General features: G+C 39.9%; 14 protein-coding genes. 4 read left to right on the top strand and 10 right to left on the bottom strand.

From position 1 onward, the window contains the following. Positions 1-292: 292 nt before the first annotated feature. From H6G76_RS34895 to H6G76_RS34865, 7 genes are all read right to left on the bottom strand, one after another. A complete protein-coding gene (locus H6G76_RS34895) occupies positions 293-811 on the bottom strand; it encodes a hypothetical protein (protein WP_190710766.1) in 519 nt (172 codons plus the stop codon). After that, entirely contained in the window at positions 802-1,020 is a 219-nt protein-coding gene (locus tag H6G76_RS34890; RefSeq protein WP_190710765.1) for a hypothetical protein, read from the bottom strand. Before H6G76_RS34890 ends, H6G76_RS34895 begins: the two co-directional genes overlap by 10 nt. A gap of 48 nt (positions 1,021-1,068) precedes the next feature. Next, positions 1,069-1,575 (bottom strand): hypothetical protein, encoded by a 507-nt coding sequence (locus H6G76_RS34885; RefSeq protein ID WP_190710764.1) that lies wholly within the window; start codon positions 1,573-1,575, stop codon positions 1,069-1,071. Between the two features lie 17 nt (positions 1,576-1,592). Further along, entirely contained in the window at positions 1,593-2,240 is a 648-nt protein-coding gene (locus H6G76_RS34880; protein WP_190710763.1) for a hypothetical protein, read from the bottom strand. Positions 2,241-2,550: 310 nt separating this feature from the next. Further along, entirely contained in the window at positions 2,551-3,630 is a 1,080-nt protein-coding gene (locus tag H6G76_RS37545; RefSeq protein WP_190710762.1) for a DUF6745 domain-containing protein, read from the bottom strand. Next, positions 3,617-3,925, bottom strand: a complete 309-nt coding sequence (locus H6G76_RS34870) for a hypothetical protein (protein ID WP_190710761.1) — start codon at positions 3,923-3,925, stop codon at positions 3,617-3,619. The genes H6G76_RS37545 and H6G76_RS34870 overlap by 14 nt, the downstream gene beginning before the upstream one ends. Positions 3,926-4,383: 458 nt before the next feature. Next, positions 4,384-5,967 carry a calcium-binding protein gene (locus tag H6G76_RS34865; RefSeq protein WP_190710760.1) on the bottom strand — a complete coding sequence of 528 codons (1,584 nt, stop codon included), beginning with the start codon at positions 5,965-5,967 and terminating at the stop codon, positions 4,384-4,386. A gap of 339 nt (positions 5,968-6,306) precedes the next feature. On the opposite strand from H6G76_RS34865, the gene H6G76_RS34860 reads away from it, so the two are divergent. After that, on the top strand, positions 6,307-7,254 hold the full coding sequence (locus H6G76_RS34860; RefSeq protein WP_242056663.1) for an NB-ARC domain-containing protein: 948 nt from the start codon (positions 6,307-6,309) through the stop codon (positions 7,252-7,254). Positions 7,255-7,522: 268 nt separating this feature from the next. Here the strand turns inward: H6G76_RS34860 and H6G76_RS37540 are convergent, their stop codons facing one another. Then, on the bottom strand, positions 7,523-7,744 hold the full coding sequence (locus H6G76_RS37540) for a hypothetical protein (protein ID WP_242056662.1): 222 nt from the start codon (positions 7,742-7,744) through the stop codon (positions 7,523-7,525). A gap of 159 nt (positions 7,745-7,903) precedes the next feature. Between H6G76_RS37540 and H6G76_RS34850 the strand changes: the two genes are divergently transcribed. Further along, the gene (locus H6G76_RS34850) at positions 7,904-8,413 is read left to right on the top strand and encodes a thiol-disulfide oxidoreductase DCC family protein (protein WP_190710759.1); all 510 of its coding nucleotides are present in this window, start codon (positions 7,904-7,906) and stop codon (positions 8,411-8,413) included. A gap of 156 nt (positions 8,414-8,569) precedes the next feature. Here the strand turns inward: H6G76_RS34850 and H6G76_RS34845 are convergent, their stop codons facing one another. Further along, entirely contained in the window at positions 8,570-9,250 is a 681-nt protein-coding gene (locus tag H6G76_RS34845; RefSeq protein WP_190710758.1) for a GPP34 family phosphoprotein, read from the bottom strand. Between the two features lie 138 nt (positions 9,251-9,388). Here H6G76_RS34845 and H6G76_RS34840 point away from each other — a divergent pair, with 138 nt between their 5' ends. Both H6G76_RS34840 and H6G76_RS34835 read left to right on the top strand, forming a co-directional pair. Then, positions 9,389-9,568, top strand: a complete 180-nt coding sequence (locus H6G76_RS34840) for a hypothetical protein (protein WP_190710757.1) — start codon at positions 9,389-9,391, stop codon at positions 9,566-9,568. Positions 9,569-9,906: 338 nt separating this feature from the next. Further along, a complete protein-coding gene (locus H6G76_RS34835) occupies positions 9,907-10,845 on the top strand; it encodes a DUF5996 family protein (RefSeq protein WP_190710756.1) in 939 nt (312 codons plus the stop codon). A gap of 89 nt (positions 10,846-10,934) precedes the next feature. Here the strand turns inward: H6G76_RS34835 and H6G76_RS34830 are convergent, their stop codons facing one another. Next, positions 10,935-11,432, bottom strand: coding sequence for a hypothetical protein (locus H6G76_RS34830; RefSeq protein WP_242056661.1), 498 nt, complete (start codon positions 11,430-11,432; stop codon positions 10,935-10,937). Positions 11,433-11,638: the final 206 nt, after the last annotated feature.

The raw sequence follows: 11,638 nt of genomic DNA, 5'->3' as shown, positions 1-11,638 counted from the left end.
CAACTTCAGGGTCTGGATGCTGAAGTATATCTACAATTTCTTCTATTGTCGCTAAACTGTTCATCATAAAAATGTTTTCAAATATTACCTAAACATTGGATTTTTGAACTTACATCTACATGGTAGGAGCAAGAGTTTCAGCTAAGTAAAAATTATGCACTTTTCCCGGAATCAGCAAATCTATAAATCAATTGTTTGGCTCAATTCCCCACCCATCAACCTTTGGTATTATGAACTACCCCTTGAGGTGCATTTTGTTGGGAAACCTGCCCACGCAGTGGCTCCCTAATTTCTATATTGCAGACATTGGACATGAACCAACCCAAACTGAGCCAAGCCACACAGCATACAGAGTATCACCGTCTGATGTTTGAGTTATGTGGTAAGCTTTTTTTTGAAGAATTTCTATCTCTTGGGGCGTTAATTCATCAAATTTTTCCCAATGCACAATATCATCTATACGGAGTTCCCATGTTACATCATGAAGATTGTAGAGATTTGAAGCATACTCTTGATAGGGAAAGGATTCGTCTTGATTTGCTGGGATAGGAAAAACATTTTCATACCAATCAATTTTTTCACGTATTCCTGCAACGACTCGTGAATGAGAAAAACGTGGGTGAAACAACCAAATTTTTAAGTAAAAAGGTTCTCCTCTTTCGACAAGTTGCTTTTTCCAATTGTGATAAATTTCAAACAAGGCTGACAAAATTAAGCGTCTGTACCAGAATGGCGGTGATTGTTTTGTAATACTTGACCAAGGATGAATCCAGATTTTGACATAATCATGATTAGAGTTACTTAAATCCACATTGAAATTTTGCTGTTTCCATTTTTGAATTTGTCTAATCCGTCTTTTCCAACCTCTAATCTTTTTTCTATATCTGCATAGATTTGCCATAATTTTCTCCCTAAAAGAATCTGAATATTCCTTCTTTTATAGGCAAGTTGGTTTTGAAGCCCATTAAAGTAAATATTTGCAAATAGTTGTGCTTGTTTGGCTGGTAATAATTTACTCACCTTATAAAAATTAAATTTTCTACTTAAAACATAGTTGAGATTACTCGATTATTCCCAATCAGGTTTTATGCCATCAAGCCAAGGACGAAGCATTTTTCCTACAATCTCAACTTCGATATCCTCATTCTGGCGGCGAAAAATAGCATAAGGCGTGTAAGCTTCACTAATATCCATACATTGATGACTCCCTTCTTGACAAAATGCAGCAAATGCAGGAATTGCTTGGCGGTTTGCATCCCACCAGTAGGATGTTTCTTCATCTATCTTTACCTCTAAAAAATACTCACGACTTGAAAGGTAAGCACCCATTCCTTCATAAATATCATCATAACTTCTGATTATTGTCTCAATATTTGGCGTTTTTAAATCAGAGTACAATATAATATGATGTACAGCATCTGAAGCTTCATCATCCCAAAATTGAGCAACAACCATTACTGCTGACTGAAGTTTGTTATCTTGTCCAAAGTCAGCTTTTATTGTGGGTAGAATTAACAAATCTAATATTTGTTCTCGAAGTTGAGCCGCTTGTTTTTTCGTGTATAGATGTTCCATAATTTTTACCCTATTTGCTATTTTTGTAAAAAATCCTGAACCAACATTAACTGTTGTTGACGTTCCTCTAGAGAAAGCCGATGTATATAGGATTCTAAAATTACAAATGTTCCATCGCTACTACGTTCGCGTATCCAATCCAAACCAAAGGTTTTTTTAGTAATAGGTTGATGAGAATCTGCTTTACCACTGTTTGCAGATAGATGTAATTCTTGAATCAACTCATAATTTTGTAATTTTCGCCAAATCTTTGGCTCTAAACTGCTTTGGCAAAGTTGAAGATAGATGTGGGAAACATCAACTGCAAGTTTTAGACCTAAATCCATTGCCCAAAGTAATTCTTCCCCATTACCTAAGCAATATCCAGGGTACATGGTTTCCAAAATTAAGTGATTATAGTCTCCGCATTCGGCTCTATGTTGCCAAATTCCAGCACATAAGTCATCTTTAAGAGGCGGATGTACTGAATCAGAAACAACTAGACAATCTGCGGTTTCACTCCAAACTTTAGCTCGCATTCTTTGCCAATGAAAACCGTGGTGAGTACGTACTTTTACCTGACGCTCTTCCAACCAGGAATGAAACTTTTCGGTAGGGACTAGCCCAGGAGTTAACTGTAAACCACAAACGCCAAAGCTAAGTAATTCAGCCGCAGCTGATTGCATTGGTCTTCCTTGAAGGCAGCTAAGAGCAAGGTACAACATACAGCTAATAGTTTGACCTTTTTTATATTGTTTTAATGTAAGAAGAAAAAAGCCAGGATCAGAGAAAATTTGGTAAGTAATACTTTTAGTGGTCTAACAAACCAAAATTGTTTGATGGGGGCAGCAAGGGAGCAGGGGTGCAGGGGAGATTGGGACTGTAACCTCTCCTCCGCTCCTCCGCTCACCACCACGCAAAGCTTGATTTATTTATTTATTAATCCCACACAGATTCTGACTTTTGAGAACTGAATTTTTACACTTTTGGATGGCTCTAAGTTTGTATTGCAAATGATGTTGGATCTATTCCCCAGTTTATCCAACAGATTGCTTTTCTAGCTTTTCTGATATCAGGCGGAACTCGTAATATATGTGTGTGATTTGTGCTTGGGCAAGTCATAGCTAATAAGTGGACAGGTTCAAAATTTAAACTGATGATTCTTAAAAGTGTATATTCCTGCCAAGTGTCAAGTTTCTTAGCACGCAATTCCTGGCAAATTTTAGAGTAACCAAGACCTTGCATCAATATTCGGCGCAACTCGGCATTATTTTCTTCTAATAACCATTGTGCCTGCCACTGACTAGGTACAGTCATAGCATATTTTTCTGGGACTACTAAGCCATGAAATGCATAAATACTCAAATTATCGTTAAACTGAAGTGCTGGCTGGCCTTCACCATGAAACCTATTTTGATCGTCTAGTGAAAGGAAACGAGGACGCTCACATACTATACAAAACCTTTCGTATGTCCAAAGCCAGCCACAATTCATGACTAATGATTGATAAGCTTGCCATAATTGTTCATCACCATAACAGTTTAAAACTGAATAACAAAAGTCTAGTAAACTAGCTGTTGTTACTAAATCATCTATGGGTATACAATCACTAACTGGATTAAAGTACTGTGATTCTGATAGTTCTTGACTTCTGCTTTCTAGCTCTAAATAATCCTCAAGTTCAAATTCTGGTTCAAGCAACCTATAAATTCTTTTTCCCACTGAATTCCATAACTTTCTGTGTAGGCTATTATATAGTTTAATTTGTAATTCATTCCATAAATTACTCCTTAATTGTTTTTTGAGATTTTGGATTAAGTGGTGTTCGATATCTATTGAGCGATTATCGATGTTATGAATATTGAGCTTATTGAGCGCAGATAAAGGACTTTCAACAAAATAGACCATAGGTTTAGCCAATCCGAGCAGTTCATAAATCTTTTCTAGATCAGATCTGGCTTGCCTCATATTTATTGGTTCAGTCAGTAAAGCTATTGGTTCCCACTTATCTTGATAGGTTTTAATTAAGCTTCTTTGAGATGAATTAAGATACTCATTAACATTAATCTGTGACATATCTCCACCCTCCAGGTTCATAATCACGTTGTATTTTAATTTCCCATGTTCCTTGAGGAACATGAATTGCATTATGTTCTTCGTGCATTAATAATGCTGTTTGAGAAAACACCCGTAAATAAACCGTACTATGAACTTGATAAAGTTCTGCTTTTTCGTTAACTATCTGATGCTTGTGTCCTGTTACTTCTCCTTGTGCCAGGATTAAGTGGGGTAGTGCTTCTGCTTGAATAATTTCTTGAGTAATTTCTTGTGTTGGAATTAAAAGTACATCACCTTGTCTTAAAGGTCTCATATTGCCTCTTGTTTATTGAGCGTTCCAAAACATCTGATTAGTTTTACTACTTTATACTACAATTATACTACATAATGATTTCAACAGTGATAAAAAGCCAAAAAGCTTGCTAGATATAGACAGCAAAAGACTAATTATCATTTAAGTACAATACTTGCTCTCTAGTATTTCACCAACCCAACATTGCTGTGTAGATCGAGTTCTTGAGGCTGGGGAAAAAGACATTCCCTCTTCCCCTGCTCGCCACAATGCAAAGTTAACTTGCCAGACCACTAATACCTATCTACGAAAAATCTGATCCAGATGTAAACGCCCAAAGCCTTGTTGCATCTAAGTTGTTTAATTGCGAATTGCGTTAGCGAAGAAGGAGCGTCCGCCGCGAATTGGTATAAGCTGGACTCTTGCAGAATCACACCAAACAAGTAAAACCTGCTGACAAGTTCTTTGCTGTATCGTTTTTAGACAAAGGTAAATGCACTACTAGAGAGATTTAGATCTAGCGATACATTTTGCAAAACGCTAATCACCTCACCTAAGGCTGTTGCTCCCGGATCGTAAATTAGTGCGGCATTTGTTGTACCAGTCGCAGAAGTAAAAAAGTCTAAGCTATAGAAATCCTTTGAGCCTTTGAGTTGAATCAAATCCTGATTAAAGTCAAAGTCTGCAATCAGAGCATAATCAGACTCCCCTGTAGTAAAAGACTGACCATCATCGTAGTAGACAAAATTACTATCACCCAGGACAAAGGTATCATTACCTAATGAACCAGTTAAAGTATCAACTTCACCACTACCCCATCCCACTCCATCCTCTACTCCAATTAGGCGGTCATTGCCTTCACCACCATCAATAATGTCATTGCCTGCTCCTGCAATCAGAATGTCTGCTCCCGCTTCACCGCTTAGAATGTCATTACCATTACGGCCAAAGATGCGATCGCTGCCTTCACCGCCAGAAATAGAATCGTTACCTTCACCCCCATCAATAATGTCATCGCCATTCCCGCCACCTATCGTGTCATTACCATTACGGCCAAAGATGCGATCGTTGCCTTCACCCCCAGAAATAGAATCGTTACTTTCACCACCATCAATGTTGTCATTGTCGTCTCCACCATCAATGAAATCATTGCCAGCATCACCAAAAATCAAATCTTCACCAGTTCCTCCTATCAATAAATCCCGACCATTACCGCCAGTAATTAAGTCATCGCCACTGTCACCAAAAATTTGGTCACTACCGCCAAATCCTTGCAGGACATCACTACCACCGAAACCAGAAATGATTTCACGACGGTTAGAACCTGTCAATACATCTTCATTTTCACTTCCTGACAAACTAACTACAGCAGTAGTAGCAAAATTAACTATCTGCTCTAATTCTTGTGAGCTTATTCCTGCCAATGCATCTAATCCCAGTGATGCTAAGTCTTCTGCTTTAGTCAGTGCTGTTGCTTGGTCAGAATTCTGAGCCGCAAAATGCATCACAATCTGGGTTTCACCAGGAGCTAAAGTAAGATTATATGCAAAGTTAACGTTATAACCATAATTTAAAGATGCTGTATCAGGTCTAACATCTCTATTTTCCCCCGCGATTATATGCACTAGCGTAGGGTCGCCTGTACCATCACCATCATCTGTAACCAGCCAATTATCGTCTGTGTTAAAAATATTATCACCACTAGAAGTATCAACTACAGTTGAATAACTAGAACCGAGATAGCTATTGAGGTTAACTGTGTAATTTGCCGTTGCCGAAGTAGTATTTGTGACAATTTCTAGAAATCTAGCCCAAGACTGGTCTTCTGGTACATATATTTTCCGCTGCACTTGCACTGCTGGATAATCCGACACTGTACCGATAAGCACTTCTCGTCCGTTATCCTCTGTTTGAGCAGTATTCAAAGAAGGGTAGAAGCCAGCTAAACTGAGTCCACCATCATATGCATCATTCGTGCCATCAGAAATACTGCCATTTCCTTGAATATCCCAACGAAATCCAGAAGAATCAATTAAATCAGTAGGTAAAGAAATCTCTGACATATTTTGCTCCTTGTTTTTGTTCAGTAAATTTTTGTATCTTGAATGATACGCTTGATTAGCTTCTCTATTTGAGAGCGTAGACTTTTGCGATCACCTGATTGGGCTGTTGATCAATGCTTGCAACAGTGGGGCAAATAGTTACAAGAGTTAAACCTATAGGTCTCTCCTTGATGAACTAGGATTTTTTGAGCATCAGTGAGCATCAGTACGTGTTCGTTTGAAGCTGATATATTTATCAAACACCACCGATTACTGACTTACAGCCTGAGAATGACTAAGTTGTTCTGACATATAACTGACTTAAGCGTGTATAATTAAGATAGTTGCCAGCAATTAGCTATGCCGAGATCGCTCAAAGTTCGTGGTGATTGCATTGAGAAAGTCAAATTGGCAGTCAGGCGTAATGGTTTTCCTAGCCAAAAAATTTTGGCCCAGGAGGTAGGACTAGCTCTAGCAACAGTGAGCAACTTTCTGACAGGCAAATCTGTAGATTTTGCAACTTTTGAAGAACTCTGTCAGAGATTGGCTCTAGATTGGCGAGAAATTGCAGATTTGGGTGATGAGGCGGCATCAGTAGCGATTAATTATCGGGTTCCCTTTCAAGCACCGCCCCTGCCAAGTTACTACGTAGACCGACCAGAACACAGCCAAATCTTAAAAACTTGGCTACTGACAAACTCATCATCAAATACTAAAACTTTGGTAATCACTGCCATCCACGGCTTAGGTTCGGTCGGCAAATCAACTTTAGCAAATGCTTTGGCACATGATAAAGATGTACAAGCTCATTTTCGTGATGGTATTCTTTGGGCAACTTTAGGTCAACAACCCGATATCCTGCCTTTACTTAGTGGCTGGGTGCAGACACTAGGAGACTATAACTTTAGAGCTACTAACATTGAAGCAACTTGTTCTCATCTTCGTACCCTACTATATGACAAAGCTGTTTTGTTGGTAGTAGACGATGCTTGGAATCCGGAGGATGCACGAGCTTTTAATGTTGGTGGTGGGCGTTGTCAAGTTTTGATCACAACCCGTGAAGGTGCGATCGCTCAAGTACTAGGAGCTAACACCTATAGCTTGGATGTCATGAAGCCAGAGCAAGCTATGGAACTGTTGACTAAAAAATTGGGACGAGATCTGGTGGGTACAGAGTGTCAAGAAGCTCAAGATTTAGCTGCATCAGTTGGCTATTTACCCTTAGCACTAGAACTAGCAGCAGCACAAGTTATAGACAGCACAGATTGGGCAGTTTTATTGCAAGATCTTAAAGGAGAAATTGCGTAGAACTTCAGGATGATTTTCTTCGTACCCAAGCCCTGAAAGCCTTAAATGACAAACTAACCCAAATGCCACAATCACAACTTTTTCCTTTATGGCAAGATTCACTTCACAGGTTATCTGTGCGTACTCGAAAAAATTTGCTGCAAGATAAGTAGTAAGACAAAATTAATTACCCAAAATTAGACCTGAAACCCTTATTAAGCCTAGAATCTAATGTGTAAATATTTCTGTCCTATTACTTATACAGGTACTAGTTCCAATAATTTTCGCATTAGGTGGTCACAAAACAATAGAAGAAGTTGTTTGTGCTATTGAAGATGTGGCCCGATGGTGGCATTAAAACTAAATTTATTACCTCTGAGTATTTTTCCTCTAAAAAACTTAAAAGCTCTTCCTCAAACAGAGTCAAATAAAGCTCATTTATAGAAATTTTGCCATCTTGATCAGTATATAAGGTATTAAAAAGAGATTTAAGTTCTTGCTCGGTTGCCATAATTTTTTTATCTGAGATAAGTATTTAGCTTGATTATATTTGAGTATTTGCACGAATCAAAACACGATAAAAGACGTTTTTAATTCACATTAGGGATTACTTATAATTCCAGAGGCGTTACGCTTGATGTAAGAAAATAAACTTAATTAAGCTCTCAAAATGTCCTCACCACAAATTCAACCCTACGGTTGTAATAATTCTCTAGACCAGCCTTTATCCACTCTGCCATCATGGAAAATCAAATTGCTGTATGACGGTCAATGTCCCTTGTGTCTGCGTGAGGTTAACTTTTTGAAGAAGCGGGACGCGGGGCGAGGGCTGGTGGCATTTGTAGATATTGCAGCTGATGACTACAATCCCCAAGCGCATGGCAGTGTTGACTATGAAACAGCAATGGGGCGTATTCATGCTGTATTGCCAGACGGAACGCTAGTTAAAAATGTTGAGGTTTTCCGTCGCATTTATGAAATTCTGGGGATGGGTTGGGTCTATGCTGCAACGTCCTTACCAGTTATCGGTGCTATTGCCGACTTCCTATATGGGATTTGGGCCGATTGGCGGCTTTTCCTCACCCGACGACCAGATTTAGCGACTATTGTAAGAGAGCGTTCTTCAGGGCAAGCTTGCAAGACCCAAAGCCGTTGTCGCTTAATGGATGGAGATGACTAAGCCCAGTTTTACAATAAACGATGTCTTACTAAAACTGAAACCATTTTCTCTGACCCACACTTTTTTTCGTTCACCCATTACAATCAGTTGATTGTAAACCACCAAATCGAAAATTTGGCAAAAGCTTGCATTTCGATCTGGCTAATCTTTTTCCCTCTATTGGTTGCTAGAGGAACTTGAACTAGAGGCTGCCGAAGTGCTGATTGCAGCGATCATGGCCGTTTGAGCAGTGGCGATGATTTGTGAGACAGCCTTACCCACTAATTCACCATTCGCGATCGCTTGAATCCGCGAGCGCGCCTCTGGCAATTCTTCGGATGTAAAAACGGTATTGGTGAGATGACAGGTTTTCATCAAGCTGATTAGCACAGCCGTGCGCCCATCCAGTCGGATATTTTCTAACACAGCTGCACGCACTTGATTAACAATCGCGCGTTGGATTGATTCATCGGTTAGAAAGTACCTCTGAACCGGAAAAAGCCAGAGTACGGTATGTTCTTGTTTCACCAAAACACCCAGATCAACTAAGGAATGCAATACCACCTTTGGAAAACTCGAATATTTTCGACTCCAATGGCTAATCCAGAACTTCACGCTTCGACTCCCAGGAGCCGCCACAACTTCATTAAGACATTGATCCAAAAATTCATCGCCTGTTGTACTAGCGTTCGCTACCATCAGATGATTGTTATCTATCGTGAGTTTGCCTTGCAATACTAAATCCAATAGCACTGTACCCATCAAACTGTAGCGTAGAGCCGACGATGCAGCAAAGTGAATTTTTCCAGTTTGAGGATTGAGTGCAAGGAGCATTAAATCTTGTGCAAGATACTGCATGATTAATCTCTACTCTATCTATATTTCAAGATGGCTTTGTTCAGCAGAATTACTAGACTCAAGTAGTCGTTTACCAATATGGCATAAGGATTTAAACAGTTATCTCGTCCAAAAGTTGGAAATCAATGCTTATTAGTCATGCGATCGCTCCCCTACCGCCCACCACCAGACATCATGCGACCCCAACAGCTTCACGTTCATGACCGTTTTAAAAAGGCTAAATCCGCATCGCTCAGTGGAAAGTTACGTTTGAGGAGAAGCGATCGCTCTTGGCTGTGTACAGATGCGATCGCTTTGTGCAAATTTTATTGGTACTAGTTTCATTACTAGCCAGTTGTCTTCCTTTTACCAAGCACTGTATTAATTATGCAGCGACTACAGCACTCTCACAACTGGCCCAAGCTCCAATATTAGAAATAGGGATTTTAGCTTGTGTTCGTCACACAATCTTCTGGTTGATGGAGTGTGTTGTTAATTATTAAAACTGCAACCGAAATACTTTGGCTGCCAATTTGCCAAAATGCAGGAAGCTTGTTTGTCATTAACGAAGATTAAGTGAGCCTAAATTGGTATAGTCAAATCATTGAGGCAAAATCACATAAACTTTCATTGGTTTATTTAACATCAATTTTTGGCATAGAGGTGAGGTACAGCGTATGGCTATTGTGCAAAGTTCACCTACTGATATCTGGCTACCGTTACCTGTTGCTGCATGGCAGGATACTTATGAAACGCTGCATCTGTGGACTCAGATTGTGGGCAAAATCCGGTTAGCATTAACTCCCAAAATCAATCATTGGTGGCATTCAACTTTGTATATTACGCCGCATGGACTTACAACCTCAACCATTCCCTACGGCAGAAGGAATTTTCAAATCACCTTTAATTTTGTGCTTCATCAACTCCTAATTGAGACAAGCGATGGCACAACAAAAATTATCGAATTAGCCCCCCGTTCTGTGGCTAACTTTTATCAAGCGGTGATTAATGCTTTAACAGAAATTTCCATCGACGTGCGGATTTGGACAATGCCACAGGAAATCACTGATCCCATTCCCTTTGAGCAAGACGAGAAACATTCTGCCTACGACAGAGAATATATTCAACGGTTTTGGCAAATTTTGGTGCAAGCCGAGCGCATCTTAACCCGATTTCGCTCTGAGTATGCTGGAAAATGTAGCCCTGTACATTTTTTCTGGGGCAGTTGTGACTTGGCGGTGACTCGATTTTCTGGGCGACGCGCTCCACAACATCCGGGTGGTGTACCGAATATGGCTGATTGGGTGACGCGAGAAGCTTACTCCCATGAGGTCAGTAGTTGTGGTTTTTGGTTTGGCGGTGGCGGACATGAAGCTTTATTCTATGCCTATGCTTACCCAGAACCTGAAGGATTCAAAAATTACCCCATTCAGCCACAAGAAGCGACTTATAGCTTGGACATGAGAGAATTTATCCTCCCCTATGAAGCAGTGCGCCAAGCTAGCGACCCAGATGCAATGGTACTAACGTTTTTACAAACTACATATGAAGCCGCCGCTAATTTAGCTCAATGGGAGCGTGCCGCATTAGACTACATCCCAGTAGTTAAAAGTTAAATACCAAGGCTCATGCTGGGGTGTGGAGTTAAGCCAAACGAGGTAACTTTAAAGCTAAAACCACACTCCCGTCAAAATCCTTTGTAGATTCAAGCAGGCGCAGAACCATCAAACGTATTTTTGTAAGCATCAGCAGCTTCCTCACCAAAACCACCAGCTTGGGCATGACGAAGTAGCGATTGAATAATTGGCATTGCAATACTCATTTCAAACAAGGCATTAAACCCTGCCACAACCACTGGTGCTGACAACACAACCGTAAATTCTGGGAATAAAGCCAACACGGCCACTAATAGCAGAAAAACAATTGGTGTCGCAATGCCTGCTATCTTTGCAGTTTCTATAATTAGATTTTTATATTCTTCAACAGTAATGTCGCCTCGGTAAAGATCCAAGGAGTATGAAATGGCTGTCACTACAACCTGGGTAACAATAGCTGTTCCTGTAGTAGTGATCCCCAGCCTAGCAATTGTCCCTGAATTGCTGATAATCGAATCTACTGCATTGTAAACCCGAATGTAAAACTGCTCTCCTACAGTCATTACTTCGGCTCCGCGACGGAGATTATCAACGCCCACTTCCCACAAGATGTTGTCAGCACCGTTTGAGCCACCTTGAGAACGTGGAATGATGTGGCTACCATGCTTATCACTTAAGAATTCACGAATAGTCCGTTCGTTAGCTCCTAGTTTTAGAACTCTTGCATAAATATTTTCTGGTATAATAAAGGGTTATTTTTCTGCACGTTAGAGAAGTTCAAATAGCCAAAATTTACAAAATTCCTAATATTATC

This window comes from Nostoc sp. FACHB-152, from assembly GCF_014697475.1.
Lineage (GTDB): Bacteria > Cyanobacteriota > Cyanobacteriia > Cyanobacteriales > Nostocaceae > Nostoc_B.
This window is presented reverse-complemented; position numbering and strand designations above follow the sequence as displayed.